This is a genomic window from Nesterenkonia populi (assembly GCF_007994735.1).
Lineage (GTDB): Bacteria > Actinomycetota > Actinomycetes > Actinomycetales > Micrococcaceae > Nesterenkonia > Nesterenkonia populi.
Window position 1 is genome coordinate 2,179,017 of record NZ_VOIL01000001.1, and the last position, 15,453, is coordinate 2,194,469.

At 68.8% G+C, this 15,453-nt stretch carries 16 protein-coding genes; 4 read left to right on the forward strand and 12 right to left on the reverse strand.

Features of this window, described 5'->3' with window-relative positions; all coding sequences use genetic code 11:
• Window positions 1–23: 23 nt before the first annotated feature.
• The 3 genes from FWJ47_RS10110 to clpS are packed head-to-tail and all read right to left on the reverse strand — an operon-like array spanning window position 24 to window position 1,769.
• Window positions 24–809 carry an MBL fold metallo-hydrolase gene (locus tag FWJ47_RS10110; RefSeq protein WP_147107697.1) on the reverse strand — a complete coding sequence of 262 codons (786 nt, stop codon included), beginning with the start codon at window positions 807–809 and terminating at the stop codon, window positions 24–26.
• A 25-nt stretch (window positions 810–834) separates the two neighbouring features.
• Window positions 835–1,524, reverse strand: coding sequence for a DUF2017 family protein (locus FWJ47_RS10115; RefSeq protein WP_147107700.1), 690 nt, complete (start codon window positions 1,522–1,524; stop codon window positions 835–837).
• Entirely contained in the window at window positions 1,524–1,769 is a 246-nt protein-coding gene (gene clpS, locus FWJ47_RS10120; RefSeq protein WP_425466008.1) for an ATP-dependent Clp protease adapter ClpS, read from the reverse strand. Before clpS ends, FWJ47_RS10115 begins: the two co-directional genes overlap by 1 nt.
• 125 nt (window positions 1,770–1,894) lie before the next feature.
• On the opposite strand from clpS, the gene FWJ47_RS10125 reads away from it, so the two are divergent.
• The 3 genes from FWJ47_RS10125 to FWJ47_RS10135 are packed head-to-tail and all read left to right on the forward strand — an operon-like array spanning window position 1,895 to window position 4,251.
• A complete protein-coding gene (locus FWJ47_RS10125; RefSeq protein WP_281289246.1) occupies window positions 1,895–3,214 on the forward strand; it encodes a nicotinate phosphoribosyltransferase in 1,320 nt (439 codons plus the stop codon).
• A 24-nt stretch (window positions 3,215–3,238) separates the two neighbouring features.
• Complete coding sequence (locus FWJ47_RS10130) at window positions 3,239–3,883, forward strand: isochorismatase family protein (RefSeq protein ID WP_147107707.1); 645 nt, start codon at window positions 3,239–3,241, stop codon at window positions 3,881–3,883.
• A 5-nt stretch (window positions 3,884–3,888) separates the two neighbouring features.
• Window positions 3,889–4,251 carry a VOC family protein gene (locus FWJ47_RS10135; protein ID WP_147107710.1) on the forward strand — a complete coding sequence of 121 codons (363 nt, stop codon included), beginning with the start codon at window positions 3,889–3,891 and terminating at the stop codon, window positions 4,249–4,251.
• Window positions 4,252–4,364: 113 nt separating this feature from the next.
• On the opposite strand, the gene FWJ47_RS10140 is transcribed toward FWJ47_RS10135, so the two are convergent.
• The 9 genes from FWJ47_RS10140 to leuC all read right to left on the reverse strand — a co-directional run bounded on the left by FWJ47_RS10140 (window position 4,365) and on the right by leuC (window position 14,618).
• Window positions 4,365–5,318 carry a hypothetical protein gene (locus tag FWJ47_RS10140; protein WP_147107713.1) on the reverse strand — a complete coding sequence of 318 codons (954 nt, stop codon included), beginning with the start codon at window positions 5,316–5,318 and terminating at the stop codon, window positions 4,365–4,367.
• A 532-nt stretch (window positions 5,319–5,850) separates the two neighbouring features.
• On the reverse strand, window positions 5,851–7,626 hold the full coding sequence (locus tag FWJ47_RS10145; RefSeq protein ID WP_246126261.1) for a DEAD/DEAH box helicase: 1,776 nt from the start codon (window positions 7,624–7,626) through the stop codon (window positions 5,851–5,853).
• Complete coding sequence (locus FWJ47_RS10150) at window positions 7,627–7,971, reverse strand: DUF3039 domain-containing protein (protein WP_147107716.1); 345 nt, start codon at window positions 7,969–7,971, stop codon at window positions 7,627–7,629.
• A gap of 33 nt (window positions 7,972–8,004) precedes the next feature.
• Window positions 8,005–9,177, reverse strand: coding sequence for a D-alanine--D-alanine ligase family protein (locus tag FWJ47_RS10155; RefSeq protein WP_147107719.1), 1,173 nt, complete (start codon window positions 9,175–9,177; stop codon window positions 8,005–8,007).
• A gap of 2 nt (window positions 9,178–9,179) precedes the next feature.
• A complete protein-coding gene (locus FWJ47_RS10160; RefSeq protein WP_147107721.1) occupies window positions 9,180–10,181 on the reverse strand; it encodes an NAD(P)H-dependent glycerol-3-phosphate dehydrogenase in 1,002 nt (333 codons plus the stop codon).
• Window positions 10,181–11,002, reverse strand: coding sequence for a lysophospholipid acyltransferase family protein (locus FWJ47_RS10165; protein ID WP_246126263.1), 822 nt, complete (start codon window positions 11,000–11,002; stop codon window positions 10,181–10,183). The genes FWJ47_RS10160 and FWJ47_RS10165 overlap by 1 nt, the downstream gene beginning before the upstream one ends.
• Window positions 10,999–12,363 carry a UDP-N-acetylglucosamine 1-carboxyvinyltransferase gene (gene murA / locus FWJ47_RS10170; RefSeq protein ID WP_147107725.1) on the reverse strand — a complete coding sequence of 455 codons (1,365 nt, stop codon included), beginning with the start codon at window positions 12,361–12,363 and terminating at the stop codon, window positions 10,999–11,001. The genes FWJ47_RS10165 and murA overlap by 4 nt, the downstream gene beginning before the upstream one ends.
• A gap of 108 nt (window positions 12,364–12,471) precedes the next feature.
• Window positions 12,472–13,071: a 3-isopropylmalate dehydratase small subunit gene (gene leuD / locus FWJ47_RS10175; protein ID WP_147107728.1), complete on the reverse strand. Its 600-nt coding sequence runs from the start codon at window positions 13,069–13,071 to the stop codon at window positions 12,472–12,474.
• An 86-nt stretch (window positions 13,072–13,157) separates the two neighbouring features.
• Window positions 13,158–14,618 (reverse strand): 3-isopropylmalate dehydratase large subunit, encoded by a 1,461-nt coding sequence (gene leuC, locus FWJ47_RS10180; RefSeq protein ID WP_147107731.1) that lies wholly within the window; start codon window positions 14,616–14,618, stop codon window positions 13,158–13,160.
• Between the two features lie 78 nt (window positions 14,619–14,696).
• Here leuC and FWJ47_RS10185 point away from each other — a divergent pair, with 78 nt between their 5' ends.
• Window positions 14,697–15,443, forward strand: a complete 747-nt coding sequence (locus FWJ47_RS10185) for an IclR family transcriptional regulator (RefSeq protein ID WP_425466001.1) — start codon at window positions 14,697–14,699, stop codon at window positions 15,441–15,443.
• Window positions 15,444–15,453 lie beyond the last annotated feature (10 nt).

Below are 15,453 nucleotides of genomic sequence, written 5' to 3' on the forward strand. Positions count from 1 at the left end.
CTCCCTCTTGGTCAGTGAGTGCTTCAGATGGTGTAGGTGGCGCCGGGCTGGACCACCAGGGTCTCACCAGAATGCCGGGCGGCGGCGGCCTCCGCCACCGTATCGGCGTCTGTCCAGACAGGAATGTGGGTCAGCAGCAGCTGCTCGGCCCCGGCATCGGCAGCGGTCTGCCCGGCGCGGGCGCCGGTGAGGTGGATGCCGCGCAGCTCCTCATCCCGGCCGTCCTGGAAGGCGGCCTCGCAGAGGAACACGTCCACGTCACGGGCAGCCTCGGTCAGCCCCTCGCAGGCATCGGTGTCCCCGGAATAGGTCAGGGTGCGAACGGCGCCGTCCGCCCCGGCGGCCTCGATCCGCAGGGCATAGGCCTCCGGGGTGGGGTGCCAGACGCCGTGCGGGGTGATGGTGAACGGGCCCACCGTGTGCGGCCGGCCTTCGGCCCAGTGCCGGAAGTCGAACTCCTCAGCCATCCCCGGCTCCGCGTCGATCCCGTAGACCTCCGCGGCCCGGCGTGCGGTGTTCTCCGGCCCATAGACAGGGATTCTGCCGGGGCCGAAGCCGACCGGATGCCACTTGGCGACCACATGCAGGCCGCAGATATCGTTGAAATGGTCCGGGTGCAGATGGGAGAACGCCACCGCGTCGATCTCGTCGAGCCCGATGTGGCGCTGCAGCGCCCCCAGGGCCCCGTTGCCCAGATCCAGCAGCAGCCGCCAGGTCCGCCCAGCATGCTCGGCGCTGACAAGGTAGCAGGAGGCCGGAGACTCCGGGCCCGGGAACGAGCCGCTGCAGCCGATAATGGTGAGCTCCATGCCGTTCACCCTACCGCCCGGCCGCTCAGCCTTCAGGTTCCTCCTCATCAGGCATCACCCGCAGCATCGCGGAGAACAGAGACTCCTGCAGCCAGGTGATGAACGTGTAGATCTCCGCCATGAAGGACTCGGTGGACTTGATGCTGCCCCCGGCGGCAACCTGGTGGACCCGCTCAGCGTCAGCCTCCTCCTCGATCCCCAGCCGCACCGACAGAGTCAGCCGCAGGTCGTTCAGGGCACGGCCGAAGATCGGCGCCTGCTCCTCGGCCAGGATCACCGAGGTCGACTCCAGCAGCATTCGCGCAGTCCGCAGGTCACTGATCTTCGAGTCCCGCAGCGAGCCCTCCGCGAGGCGGCGCAGCTGACCCGCCTCCTCAGGGTCCTCGTGGGCGTCCGGCAGCAGCCGCGCCAGCACCTCGTCCTCGGGGGCGGCCAGGCCCGGCGCGGCGCCGTCGTCATCCTCCGGGGAACCCCCGAGCTCCTCCAGCCCTTCGCCCAGGCCCGCAAGCTCCGCCCGGAAATGCGCGAAGACCGGGTCGGCGTCGTCATCCTCCGCAGTGCCCCCTGCATCCGCCGGCGCCTGCTCGCCCACCTCCTCGGCGCGCGCCTGAAGCAGCTGGATCACATCCGCGCAGAGCCCCGTCAGCAGCCGCCGCTCATGCGCGTCCAGCTCCGCCCGGTAGCCGTGGGTGGTCGCACGGAACGCACGCGCCATCAGCCTGCCTCCTCGATCGTGGCCTGAAGCCCATAGTTGTGCATCGCCGTCACGTCCCGCTCAGCCTTCTCCCGGCCCCCCGTGGCGACGACGGCGCGGCCCTCCTGGTGCACCTTCATCATCAGCTCCTGGGCACGCTCCTTGGAATGCCCGAAGTAGCTGCGGAACACCCAGGCCACATAGGACATCAGGTTGACCGGGTCGTTCCACACCACCACGTGGAAAGGCCGCTGCGGAGTCAGCACATGGCTGAGGCCGGTGTCCTCCCCCGTCAGGGTAGCGCCAGCAGTCGTCACGTTCACTCGCTTCCCGGTTCGTCGCTTCGTGCTGAGCCGGGTCCCCGGCTCGCTGTGTTGACTAGTCTAGGTTCGTGAGCCGATCCACCGCACTGCTGACCGACCAGTACGAGCTGACCATGGTGCAGGCCGCCCTGCGCTCCGGGGCCGCCCACCGCCGCTGCGTGTTCGAAGTGTTCGGCCGCCGACTGCCCGCCGGGCGCCGGTACGGGGCGTTCGCAGGCACCGGCCGGATGCTGGAGGGGCTCCAGCGGTTCCGGTTCGGCGACGAGGCCCTGGGCTTCCTCCGCGAACGCGGCGTGGTGGACGAGCCCACCCTCGACTTCCTCGCCGACTACCGGTTCTCAGGGACCATCACCGGCTACGCCGAGGGCGAGATCTGGTTCCCCCACTCCCCCGTGCTGAGGGTCGAGGCGACCTTCGCCGAGGCCTGCCTGCTGGAGACCTACATCCTCTCGGTGCTCAACCACGACTCCGCGATCGCCTCCGCCGGCTCCCGGATGGTGCAGGCCGCCGGCGGCACCGTCGCCGAGGGAGGCCGTCCCTGCGTGGAGATGGGCTCCCGCCGCACCCAGGAGGCCTCCGCGGCGGCGAGCGCCCGGGCCGCCGCCGTCGTCGGCTTCGCCGCGACCTCGAACCTGCAGGCCGGGTACGACTACGGCATCCCCACCCTCGGCACCGCCGCGCACGCCTTCACCCTGCTGCACGACACCGAGGAGGAGGCCTTCGCCGCGCAGGTCGAGGCGTTCGGGCCCGGGACCACCCTGCTGGTGGACACCTACGACGTCGAGGCCGCCGTCCGCAAGGCCGTGGAGGTCGCTGGCCCGGAGCTCGGGGCGGTGCGCCTGGACTCAGGGGACCTGGTGGAGCAGGCGTTCATGGTCCGTGATCTGCTCGACTCGCTGGGGAGCACCAGCACCCGCATCATCGTCTCCTCCGACTTGGACGAGCACGCGATCGCCCGGCTGGCCGCCGCCCCGGTGGACTCCTACGGAGTCGGCACCCGGCTGGTCACCGGGGCCGGGGCCCCCACCGCCGGGATGGTGTACAAGCTGGTGCAGCACGAGGACGACGCCGGCCGGCCCGTCCCCGTGGAGAAGGCCGCCGAGGGCAAGACAAGCCGCGGCGGGGTCAAGCACCCCGTCCGCACCTTTGGCAGCAGCGGCACGGCCTCCGCCGAGCTGATCGGCGTCGGGAGCCTGCCCGAGACTGCCGACGATGCCCGCGAGCTGCAGGTGCCGCTCGTCGTCGACGGCGAAGTCCAGCCCGGCCGCACCGGGCCTGACGGCGTCGCCCGTGCCGCAGAACGCCATCGCGCCTCCTTCGCCGAGCTCCCCCGGGAGGCCCACCGTCTCTCCGAAGGCGAACCGGTGATCCCCACTGTGTTCCAGTGAGCGAGCCCCACTAGACTGAGCCCTATGGCTGAAGCACTGGTGATCGTCGACGTCCAGCACGATTTCTGCGAAGGCGGGGCTCTCGCCGTCGAGGGCGGCGCCGCCCTGGCCGCTGAGCTCTCCGAGTTTCTGGAGGACAGCCACGCGGACTACGACGTCATCGTCGCCACTCAGGACTGGCACATCGACCCTGGCGCGCACTTCAGCGATGCACCAGACTTTCAGCGCAGCTGGCCGGTGCACTGCGTGGCCGGCACCCTCGGCGCGGAGCTGCACGAGGACCTGGACACCGAACGGATCGAGGCTCGCTTTCTCAAGGGCCTCTATGACGACGGCTACTCCGGCTTCGAGGGACGGGCAGGCGACCCGGACCGGACCGGGCTGAAGGAGGGCGAGAAGGAGAAGGCGGTCTCCCCCGGAGACGTCATCGAAGAGGACGCCCCTGATCTGGACGCCTACCTGCAGGAGCACGAGATCGACACCGTCACCATCGTGGGCATCGCCACGGATCACTGTGTGCGGGCCACCGCTCTGGACGCCGCCGAGAACGACTACGCGGTCAAGCTGCTGACCGACCTGACCGTCGGCGTGGACGAGGAGCGGATCCGGCAGACCTACGAGGAGCTGCGCGAGGCCGGGGTGGAGCTGCTGAGCTCCGAGGAGCTCTGAGCATCGTGCAGATCACGCGCGTCACCACCGTGCTCGACGCCGCCGATGTGGGCCAGGAGGTGGCCTTCTGGGCCGCCGTCCTGGGCGGCACGGCGGTGGGCGACCGGACGTGGCAGTCGGTGCGGCTGCCTGATGGGACCAAACCGGTGGCGGTGCAGCTCTCCCCCGATCATCGGCCGAGCCGCTGGCCCGATGAGCCGGTCAACGTGCACCTGGACCTGTGGGTGGAGGAGATCCGCCAGGCCCACGGCGAAGTGGTCAGCCGGGGCGCCGAACTGATCCAGGAGGGTGAGCACACCGCGCTGGGCAGCTTCAACGTCTACCTCTCCCCCGCCGGCCATCCCTTCTGCCTCTGCTGGCACCCCTGACGCACGTTTCGAGGAGACGCATAGCGACTCGGGCGCGGCTGCTGCCCTTCGTCCGTGCGTAGAGACCGTCTTCTGGCCGCCCCGCGCACATTTGGAGGAGATGCCCCTCGCCTCTAACCCGCCTGGAACCGTCTCAGCGCCCGATGGGGCACTCCAGCTGCCAGCAGTTTGCGGCCCAGCTCCTGCGGACTGCCGAGGTCATCCCAGGTGATCCTCACCACCCGCAGGCCCATCAGGCGCAGCGCGTCCTCCCGGAGCTTCTCCTGCTTCACAGCGTCTTCGACCGCGATTCCGCTGAACCCTCGGGTGTACTTGATCATTCCGTCGAACTCGCAGACCACGCCGGCGTCGCCGTCGTCCCAGAAGAAGTCCAGCCTGACCCTGCCGATCCGGGGCAGGTGCAGCTCCTTCTGCAGCTCTGGAGGCTCAAACCCCAGCTCGTCGAAAAGCACTCGGCTCCGTGATTCGCCCACGCTCTCCGAGCGGGGATCCGCGAACGCGCGAAGCTCCCTCCACTCCCCCATGTTCCGCCCCCTGTGCAGCGCCTCGGCGTGGTCGAGAGCATCTCCGGTGACTGCCCGCCCGAACACGTAGCTGCCCGCCATGACCGCATCGAGGATGACGATGGCCTCCTGCCGCGGAAGCTGCGGAAGGGTGGATATGAGCACACGCGGCAAGGACTGCACCCGGACAGCGACAGGTTCACCATCCTCGTAGGTGATGCCCGGAACAGGCAGGCTGACCGCCGGCAGAGCCGCCTGCCCCTGAGGCGTCCCCGCTGCTCCGGAGGCTCCGCCCGGGAGAGCCCCAGGGGAATGCTGGACATGCAGCGGAAAGCAGGGGGTGGTGAAACGGCCTGAGCGGCTCCGGTGCGGGCTCTGGCAGTGCACGGTGCGAGGCCATGTCAGCAGCGGCGCCCCGTAGAGCGACAGAGCGGTGACGTCGCAGAAGGCGAGGGTCGGCATCGTCAGTCCGACAGCTGCGGCGAAGGCGCGGTGCCGTTCGCTGAGCCTCGCGCTCTGCCACTGCTCGGGGTCCACGAACACGCCTCGCCGCAGTCGCTTCACATCTCCGCGCTGCGCTGCTCGGGTAAGCGCCGACTGAGAGCGGCCGCGAGCGTTCCCCGCTCGTATGAGGGTGATCCCACCATCTTCAGATGCTCCGTCCATCCGGACGATCCTGTCCTGCTCGCTGCCCCGTCGCCACCGCTCTCATGCCGCCTGTGGATAACTGCCCAGATTGACGCCGTGATCTGCGGCATGGTGCTTGCTCGGAGGCCGAACGCGCATTCGTCCGCTCGTGCCCCCTCCCAGACGCATGTTCTGAGGAGAGGGGGCGCATTCAACACCTGGAGTTCTTCCTCCAAACGTGCGTATCAGCACGCTTCAGGTTCACCAACGCACGATTCGAGGGGATACGTGGGCGGGGAAGACGGCGCCGGCCACGGACAGGGGCGGCTCTCTGACCAGCCTTCCGTCAGGCTCGGAGCCTTGGGCCAGGCCGTTTCGGCCCCGCAGTCGCTGCGGAGCGCCAGCCCGCCTCCGGAGCATCCTGTGGTCGCTCATGGCCTCACCCTCATTCAGGAGAGGAGCCGCCGACTCAGGCTCTCGTGAACCAGAGCTGGATGGTCCTCAGCCGCTCCTCCAGCTGGGACTGATCGGCCTGCGGGACCGCCGGGCCGCCGCACTTCTCCCGCAGCTTGGTATGGATGCTCCCCTGGTGCATCCCCGTCTTCGCCGCATAGGCGGACACTGACTTGCTGAGCTTGGTGCGCAGCTCCTTGAGCTGACGGTGATCCACGACGTCGCGCTGCCGCTCCGCCGCCGAGGGGCTGCGCCTCATCTGCTCCGCCTGCTGCTTCCGCAGCAGCTCCGAGACCTGCTCAGGCTCCAGCAGTCCGGGGATCGCCAAGAACCCGAGCTCCTCATCCGAGCCGACGTCCCCGCCGAGGCCGAACTCCTCCCCGTCGAACATCACCCGGTCGAAGGAGGCAGAGGACCCCAAGGCGGCGAACTCTCCGCGGGCCAGCTGGTCCGAGGCCTTGTCCTCCCCCTGCTCCTCGTCCAGCGGGTCGATGAGCTCCTCGCCCTCCGCCGGCTCCTCATGATCCTTGCCCAGGGCATGGTCCCGCTCCGCCTCCAGGGCATTGGCCAGGTCGGTGAGGATCGGCACCGAGGGCAGGAAGACGCTGGCCACCTCAGCCTTCTTCCGCAGACGCACAAAACGCCCCACCGCCTGGGCGAAGAACAGCGGGGTCGAGGTCGATGTCGCGTAGACCCCCACGCACAGCCGAGGAACGTCCACTCCCTCGGACACCATTCGGACCGCGACCATCCAGTGCCGTGAGCCGTCGGCGCTGAACTCCTCGATCTTGCTGGAGGCCTCCTTGTCATCGGAGAGCACCACTGTGGTTCTCCGGCCCGTCAGCGCATCCAGCTGGGCGGCGTAGGCACGCGCATCGTCGTGGTCAGTGGCGATCACCAGGCCGCCGGCGTCGGGGATGCGGTCGCGGACTTTCAGCAGCCGCTGGTGGGCGGCGCGCAGCACCGCGGGAATCCACTCACCCTCGGGGTTCAGGGCGGTTCGCCAGGCGTGCTGGGTGATGTCCTTGGTGGCCGCACCGCCCAGGGTCGCCTCCATCTCCTCCCCGGAGGAGGTGCGCCAGCGCATGGTGCCCGAATAGGTCATGAAAACCACCGGACGGACCACCTGGTCATGAAGGGCGGGGCCGTAGCCGTAGGCGTAGTCGGCCTTTGAGCGGCGGACCCCGTCGTTGTCCTCCACGTACTCCACGAACGGGATCGGTGCGGTGTCCGATCGGAACGGGGTGCCGGTGAGCGCGAGACGACGTGCGGCCGGGTCGAAGGCCTCCCGGACACCGTCTCCCCAGGACAGGGCATCGCCGGCATGATGGATCTCGTCGAAGATCACCAGGGTGCGGGCGGCCTCGGTCTTGTTGCGGTGCAGCGGCGGCTTGTTCGCCACCTGGGCATAGGTGACCGCCACCCCGACGAACTGGGTGCCGTGCCGACCGTCGCTGTTCTTGAAGTTGGGGTCGATGGCCAGACCCACCCTGGCGGCCGCGTCCGCCCACTGCCGCTTCAGGTGCTCGGTGGGGGCCACCACGTAGAGCCGGTTGACCTCCCCGGACTCGAAGAGCAGCTTGGCGACCCGCAGCGCAAAGGTGGTCTTACCGGCACCGGGGGTCGCGACGGCCAGAAAGTCTTTGGGCTTCCTGCTGATGTAGAGGTCCAAAGCCTCCTGCTGCCATTGGCGCAGGGTGGGGGCAGTGCCATGGGCGGCACGGTGAGGCAGGGCCGGGGGAAGCTCCGATCCGACGTCGGTGCCGACGTCGAACAGGGACGGTTCGCTCACCTACTTCTTGCCGAAGCCGAAGAAGCCGCGGCCACCGCCCTTGTCGGAGTCGTCCTTGCCGGACTCGCCGAACTCCTCGTAGATCTCCTTGCACTCCGGGCAGACCGGGAAGCTCTTGGGGTCCCGGGAGGGCACCCAGACCTTGCCGCAGAGGGCTACGACGGCGTTTCCCTCCACCATGGACTGGGTGATCTTGTCCTTCTTCACATAGTGGGCGAAGCGCTCGTGGTCGCCGGGCTCGGAGACCTGCGGGGCCGTCTCCCGCTCGATGGTGGCCGCGCCGCCGGTGGACGGGGCGGCTGCCGGGTCAGCAGTGTGCATGGTGAGTTCGTCGATGCTGGACATGTGAAGGACCTCCGTCAGTCGATGCGGACCAGTCTACCGAAGCCCGATCGGGCGTTCCAGGGCCAGCTGGATCAGCTCGGTGATCAGCTCCGGGTAGGTGTAGCCGGTGGCCTGCCACATCTGCGGGTACATGCTGATGGGTGTGAACCCAGGCATGGTGTTCACCTCGTTGATGAGGATCTGCTCGCCCGCCGGGGCCTCGGCGTCGTAGAAGAAGTCCGCACGGGAGAGACCCTCACCGTCGATGGCCTCGAAGGCGGTGACCGCCTGCCGGCGGATCTCTTCGCTGACCTCGGCGGAGAGGTCGGCAGGGCAGGAGAGGTCAGCGGCCGCGGCATCGGTGTACTTGGCTTCGAAGTCGTAGAACTGGTGCGGGTCTGTGCCGTCATGGACCACGATCTCCCCGCAGACGGAGGCTCGCGGAGGGGCCTGCACGGTGCCGCCGAGCACCCCGCATTCGATCTCCCGGCCAGCGATCCCCTGCTCGACGATCACCTTGGCATCGTGCTTGCGGGCGGCCTCGATGGCCTGATCCAGCTGCGCCCACTCGTCCACCCGAGTGACTCCCATGGAGGACCCGGCCCGGGCCGGCTTCACGAACACCGGCAGGCCCAGACGCTTCACCCGGTCCGCACAGGCCCCGGGACCAGCGGCCCACTGGCGGGCGGTGATGGTCTCCCACGGGCCCACCCGCAGACCGGCGGCCTGGAAGGCGAGCTTCATGAAGTGCTTGTCCATGCCGACCGCAGAGGCCAGCACTCCGGCGCCCACGTAGGGGACGCCGGCGAGCTCGAGCTGTCCCTGGAGGGTGCCGTCCTCGCCGTAGGGCCCATGCAGCAGCGGCAGCACCACGTCCACCTGCCCCAGGTCTTGGGCGGCGCCGTCAGGGTGCAGCTCAACCAGTGAGGTGCCCCGCTCCGAGGAGCCGGCCGGCCCGGAGTGCAGCACCACTGAGGAATCGGTGGGCTCAACGCGCGGCAGCTCGTTCTCCCGGAAGGAGTGGGTGCGAGGGTCCACCACGGGCCGGGTCCACTGGCCTGCGGCGGTGATGCCGACCTCCACGACGTCGTACTTCTCAGCGTCGATCGCGTTCAGCACGCCGGCGGCGGTGACGCAGGAGACCGAGTGCTCGGAGGACTGGCCTCCGTAGAGGACGAGGACACGAGGCTTAGCCGCTGAAGGCGGCGGCGCGGGGACGGCCGGCATGGTCAGTGCACCTCAGCTTTCAGGTCTCGGGCCAGGAGCAGCCCGACGATGTTCTCCACGGTCAGCGTGCCCTCCAGCACAGAGACCACCGCCTCGCAGACCGGCATCTCCACGCGGTGGCTGCGGGCCAGCTCCAGCACCGCGCCGGCGGACTTCATGCCTTCTGCTGTCTGCGTCATCTCAGCGGTGACCTGCTCGGGGGCGAGCCCCTGGCCCAGCAGGCGCCCCGCGGTGCGGTTGCGGGAGAGCACGGATCCGCAGGTGGCGACCAGGTCGCCGAGGCCGGCGAGCCCGGCGAAGGTCTCCTGCCTGCCCCCCAGGGCGAGTCCGAGGCGCGTGGTCTCGGCCAGGCCGCGGGTGATTACGGAGGCCTTGGAGTTGTCGCCGAGCTGCTGGCCGTCGCAGATGCCCACGGCCAGTCCGATGATGTTCTTCAGCACCCCGCCGAGCTCGGTTCCGGTGACATCGGTGTTGATGTAGGGCAGGAAGTATGCGGTCTGGCAGAGCTGGGAGATCCGCTCGGCCACTGACTGCTCCGCGCAGGCGATCACGGAGGCGGTGGGCTCCTCCCGCGCGATCTCCATGGCCAGGTTCGGTCCGGAGAGCACTGCGATCTGCTCGGCGGGGAGCTGCAGCTCAGCGGCGATCACCTCGGACATGCGCAGGTCGGTGCCCCGCTCGAGCCCTTTGATGAGGGAGACGACGATGGCGTCCTCCCGCACGCTGGCGCGGATGCGGCTGAGCTGCTCCCGCAGGCTCTGAGCGGGTACGGCGAGGAACACGACGTCGGCGGCGCCGGCCGCCTGCTCGACGTCGTCGGTGGCGGTGATGCCGGACGGCAGGGGGATGTCCGGCAGGTAGGCGCTGTTGGTCCGGGAGGTGCTGATCTCCTCGGCGATCTCACGACGCCGGGCCCAGAGGGTGACCTGCTGGCCGGCGTCGGCGAGGACTTTGGCGAAGGTGGTGCCCCAGGAGCCGGCTCCGAGCACAGCTGCTTGGGTCATCAGTCCTCCTCCTTGGCCTTCTTGCCTGCTTCGTTCTCCGCCTGCTCAGCTCTGGCTCGCAGCTGGTCGCGCGGGACGCGCTGGTGGATGTTCCGGTCCCAGATCAGCTCCGGGGCGGGCTCACCGCGCAGCTCTGCGACACCGTCGGTCAGGGCCTGCTCGATGCGCTGGGTGGCCTCTGCCAGCAGGGTTCGGCTCAGCGGCCTGCCGCGCAGGTCGGAGAGGTCCACAGGCTTGTCCGCCCGGAGGCTGTATCTGCGGCGCGGCAGGATCCGGGGCAGCTTCTTGCCGCGCGGCAGGAACCGGTGGGTGCCCCAGTGCGACAGAGGGATCACGGGAGCGCCGGTGATCAGTGCCAGCCGAGCCGCACCGGTCTTCATCCGCATGGGCCAGAGGCCAGGGTCCTTGGTGAGGGTGCCCTCGGGGTAGATGACGACGGCGCCGCCCTGCTGAATGATCTCGTAGGCAGCTTCGAAGGACTGCTGGGATTTCTCCCGGTCGCCGCGGGCCACCGGGATCAGCTGCACCTTCCGCATCAGTGCGCCCAGCACGGGGACCCGGAACAGGGATTCCTTCGCCATGATGTGCGGGGTGGTCCCGCTCCTGTAGACGGCGTGGAGCACCGCCAGCGGGTCCACCGCGCTGACATGGTTTGCCACCACGATGCAGCCGTCGGAAGGGATCTTCTCCAACCCCTGCCAGTCTTTGCCCATCAGGACGTTCATTCCCGGCCGGACGATCCCTGCGGCGAACCGCCAGGCCGGCGAGCGGCGGGCTTTCCCCTCTGCCGCGGCGGCGTTCTCCCCCACGTGCGGGATCACCCGCCTGCGGCGACGGCCGGCTGCCGGGCGGAAACTGATCCGCTCTGCTCGATCTGGATGTCGGCGCCGAGGGCTTCGATCTTCTCGATGAAGTGCTCGTAGCCGCGGGCGATGATCTCGATGCCGGTGACGGTGGAGGTGCCGGTGGCCGCCAGGGCAGCGATCAGGTGGGAGAATCCGCCGCGCAGGTCCGGGATGTTGATGTCCACGCCCTTAAGCTCACTGGGCCCGGAGATCACCGCCGAGTGCAGGAAGTTCCGCTGCCCGAACCGGCAGGGGCTGGATCCCAGGCACTCCCGGTGCAGCTGGATGGAGGCCCCCATACGTTTCAGCGCATCGGTGAACCCGAACCTGTTCTCGTAGACGGTCTCGTGCACGATGGACACGCCGTGGGCCTGGGTCAGGGCCACCACCATCGGCTGCTGCCAGTCAGTCATGAATCCGGGGTGGACATCGGTCTCCAGCACCAGCGGCTGCAGCTGCCCGCCGCCGTGCCAGAACCGGATGCCCTCCTCATCGACTTCGAACTCTCCGCCGATCTTGCGGTAGATGTTCAAGAAGCTGGTGAGGTCCCGCTGAGCGGCACCCTTGACGTAGATGTCGCCTCGGGTGACCAGAGCCGCAGAGGCCCAGGAGGCGGACTCGTTGCGGTCCGGGATCGCCCGGTGGCGGAAACGGCCCAGGCGCGTCACACCCTCGATCCGGATGGTCCGGTCGGTGTAGACGGTGATCATCGCGCCCATCTGCTGCAGGATCGCGATCAGGTCATGGATCTCGGGCTCCACCGCCGCATTGCGCAGCTCGGTGATGCCCTCAGCCAGCACCGCGGTGAGCAGCACCTGCTCGGTGGCACCGACCGACGGGTAGGGAAGCTCCAGCTTCGCGCCGCTCAGGCCCTTGGGCGCGGAGATGCGGATGCCATGGGGCTGCTTGTCGACGACGGCGCCGAAGTTCCGCAGCACCTCGAGGTGGTAGTTGATCGGTCGGTCACCGATCCGGCAGCCGCCCAGGTCCGGGATGAAGGCCTCACCGATCTTGTGCATCAGCGGGCCGCAGAGCAGGATCGGAATCCGCGAATCCCCGGCGTAGGCGTCGATCTCAGAATGCTCAGCGGAGTAGGTGTTTCGGGGGTCCAGGCTCAGATCCCCGGTGACCGGGTCTGCGTCGACCTTCACCCCGTGGATCTGCAGCAGATTCCGGACGATCTCCACGTCCTTGATCTCCGGGACGTTGCGCAGCTCCGAGACCTCACTGCCCAGCAGGGAGGCCACCATAGCTTTGGGCACCAGGTTCTTGGCGCCGCGGACGCGCACAATGCCCTCGAGGGGCTTCCCGCCCTGGATTGTGAGCAGCTTGCCCATGAGTATGACGTGGTCCCTTCGGTGCAGCGGATTCCAGCCCTGCCACTGTACCCGATGGGGGTCGGCTGGGCCCTTCAGCTTCGCAGGCGGCTCAAGACCCTGCGGCGGCTACACCTTAGCGGGAAGCGTCTTCGGCTTGAAGCCCGGGCGAGTCACCTCGAAGGTGCTGATCGCCTCTTCCTGGCGCAGGGTCAGGGAGATGTCGTCCAGGCCCTCCAGGAGCCGCCAGCGCGTGTAGTTGTCGATGTCGAAGGTGGTCTCCACAGTGCCGCAGACCACCGTGCGGTGCTCCAGGTCCACGGTGATCTCCGTGCCGGGCTGGCGCTGCAGCTCCTTGAAGATCAGCTCCACGTCGGGCTGGGCCACCTTGGCGGCGAGCAGCCCCTGCTTGGCGGCGTTGCCGTAGAAGATGTCGGCGAAGCGGGACGAGATGATCACTCTGAAGCCGTAGTCGCGCAGCGCCCACACCGCGTGCTCACGGGATGAGCCGGTGCCGAAGTCGGGGCCGGCGACCAGGACGGTGCCGTGCTTGTAGGGCTCCTGGTTCAGGATGAAGTCCTGCTTCTTGCGCCAGGCGTAGAAGAGGGCGTCCTCGAAGCCGGTCTTGGTGATCCGCTTCAGAAAGACGGCGGGGATGATCTGGTCGGTGTCGATGTTCGACTGGTTGATCGGCACGCCGATGCCGGTGTGGGTGGTGATCGGTTCCATGAGGGCTCCAATGCTTGCTTGAGACGCGGAGGCCGGCGACGCGGCAGCCGGCCGAGAGACGGGCGGGACCTGTGCCCGCCGCGGCACTATGCCGGAACGGGAGCGCCGGCCAGCACATCGGAGGGCGCGGACAGGGTGCCGCGGACGGCGGTTGCGGCAGCCACCACCGGAGAGACCAGGTGGGTTCGGCCGCCTTTGCCCTGCCGGCCCTCGAAGTTGCGGTTGGAGGTGGAGGCGCAGCGCTCCCCCTCGGAGAGCTGGTCAGGGTTCATGCCCAGGCACATCGAGCAGCCGGCGAACCGCCACTCGGCCCCGAAGTCCTTGAAGATCTGGTCCAGGCCCTCAGCCTCGGCGTCGAGCCGGACCTTCTGGGAGCCGGGCACCACGATCATCCGCACCTCAGGATCCTTCTGCCGGCCTTCGATGATCTCAGCCGCTTTGCGCAGATCCTCCAGCCGGGCGTTGGTGCAGGAGCCGAGGAACACGGTGTCCACCCGGATGTCCCGCATGGGGGTGCCGGGGGCGAGGTCCATGTACTGCAGAGCCCGCTCGGCCGACTCACGGTCCAGCGGGTCATGGAAGTCGGAGGGGAACGGCACCGGCTCTGAGAGGCTCACGCCCTGCCCGGGGTTGGTGCCCCAGGTGACGAAGGGCTCGAGCTCGTCGGCATCGATGACGACCTCAGCGTCGAACTCGGCGTCGTCGTCAGTGCGCAGCAGGCGCCACTGCTCGACGGCGGCGTCCCAGTCCTCGCCGGTGGGGGCATGCGGACGGCCTTTGACGAAGTCGAAGGTGGTCTCGTCCGGGGCGATCATGCCGGCGCGGGCACCCGCCTCGATGGACATGTTGCAGATGGTCATCCGCGCTTCCATGGACAGCTGCTCGATGGCGCTGCCGCGGTACTCCAGGACGTAGCCCTGGCCGCCGCCGGTGCCGATCTTGGCAATCACCGCGAGGATGATGTCCTTGGAGGAGACGCCGGGCTTCAGGGTGCCGCTGACCGTGACGGCCATGGTCTTGAAGGGCTTCAGCGAGAGCGTCTGGGTGGCGAGGACATGCTCGACCTCAGAGGTGCCGATGCCCATCGCCAAGGAGCCGAAGGCGCCGTGGGTGGACGTGTGGGAGTCGCCGCAGACGATGGTCATGCCCGGCTGGGTCAGGCCCAGCTGAGGGCCCACCACGTGGACGATGCCCTGGTTGTCGTCCCCGAGGGAGTGGATGCGCACGCCGAACTCCTCCACGTTGGAGCGCAGGGTGTCCACCTGCTTGCGGCTGACCGGGTCGGCGATCGGCTTGTCGATCTCCAGGGTGGGGGTGTTGTGGTCCTCGGTGGCGATGGTGAGGTCCGGGCGGCGGACGGGGCGGCCGGCCAGGCGCAGACCCTCGAATGCCTGGGGGCTGGTGACCTCGTGGATCATGTGCAGGTCGATGTAGATCAGGTCGGGGCTGCGCTGCCCGTCCTTGTCCTCTCCGCGCACGACGACGTGGTCGCGCCATACCTTCTCCGCCAGGGTGAGCGGCTTATCCGCGGATGCAATCTCTGCCATGCTTCAAGAGAACCACCAGGGGCGCCGGGTCTCTACAGCTGCGCCCTCGGGTCTCACTATTCGGACTATAGTGTGGGCATGGCCAACAGCACCCTGCATTCCCCCTCCGGGATCGGAGTGGTGGACAAGTCCGTGATGATCATGGACGCCCTCGAAGCCGGCCCCGCCACCCTCGCGCAGCTGGTGGAGGTCACGGGGCTGGCCCGCCCCACCGTGCACCGGCTCGCCTCCGCCCTGGTCCACCACCGGTTCCTGACCCGGGATGTCCGCGGCCGGTATGTGATCGGCTCCCGGATGGCTGAGCTGGCACAGGCCGCGGGCTCCGACCAGCTGCTCTCTGCCGCCGGGCCCATCCTGCTGAGGCTGCGCGACGCCACCGGCGAGTCCTCCCAGCTGTTCCGCCGCCAGGGCGACTCGCGCGTCTGCGTGGCCTCCGCCGAGCGGCCCATCGGCCTGCGCGACTCCATCCCCGTGGGCACCCAGCTGTCCATGAAGGCGGGCTCGGCCGCCCAGGTGCTGCTCGCCTGGGAGGACCACGACCGTCTGGTCGAAGGCCTGCAGGGCGCACGCTTCACCCCTACTGTTCTTGCAGGGGTACGACGCCGCAGCTGGGGCGAGTCCCTCGGGGAGCGTGAGCCCGGCGTCGCCTCCGTCTCCGCGCCGGTGCGGGGCCCCTCCGGACGGGTGCTCGCCGCGGTCTCGATCTCCGGGCCGATCGAGAGGCTCTCCCGCCAGCCCGGCCGGAAGTTCGCCCCGGTGGTCGCCGCGGCGGCCCAGCAGCTCACCGAACTGGTCCGCAAGAACCCCGAGGGCGAGCTGAGCTGAGCTGATCGTC

What these genes read in the sequence shown, in the direction of transcription:
- FWJ47_RS10185 (WP_425466001.1), top strand. Translation starts at nt 14,697, where the DNA reads ATGGCCAACAGCACCCTGCATTCCCCCTCCGGGATCGGAGTGGTGGAC.
- FWJ47_RS10160 (WP_147107721.1), bottom strand. Translation starts at nt 10,181, where the DNA reads ATGACCCAAGCAGCTGTGCTCGGAGCCGGCTCCTGGGGCACCACCTTC.
- leuD (WP_147107728.1), bottom strand. Translation starts at nt 13,071, where the DNA reads ATGGAACCGATCACCACCCACACCGGCATCGGCGTGCCGATCAACCAG.
- FWJ47_RS10130 (WP_147107707.1), top strand. Translation starts at nt 3,239, where the DNA reads ATGGCTGAAGCACTGGTGATCGTCGACGTCCAGCACGATTTCTGCGAA.
- leuC (WP_147107731.1), bottom strand. Translation starts at nt 14,618, where the DNA reads ATGGCAGAGATTGCATCCGCGGATAAGCCGCTCACCCTGGCGGAGAAG.
- FWJ47_RS10115 (WP_147107700.1), bottom strand. Translation starts at nt 1,524, where the DNA reads ATGGCGCGTGCGTTCCGTGCGACCACCCACGGCTACCGGGCGGAGCTG.
- FWJ47_RS10110 (WP_147107697.1), bottom strand. Translation starts at nt 809, where the DNA reads ATGGAGCTCACCATTATCGGCTGCAGCGGCTCGTTCCCGGGCCCGGAG.
- murA (WP_147107725.1), bottom strand. Translation starts at nt 12,363, where the DNA reads ATGGGCAAGCTGCTCACAATCCAGGGCGGGAAGCCCCTCGAGGGCATT.
- FWJ47_RS10155 (WP_147107719.1), bottom strand. Translation starts at nt 9,177, where the DNA reads ATGCCGGCCGTCCCCGCGCCGCCGCCTTCAGCGGCTAAGCCTCGTGTC.
- FWJ47_RS10150 (WP_147107716.1), bottom strand. Translation starts at nt 7,971, where the DNA reads ATGTCCAGCATCGACGAACTCACCATGCACACTGCTGACCCGGCAGCC.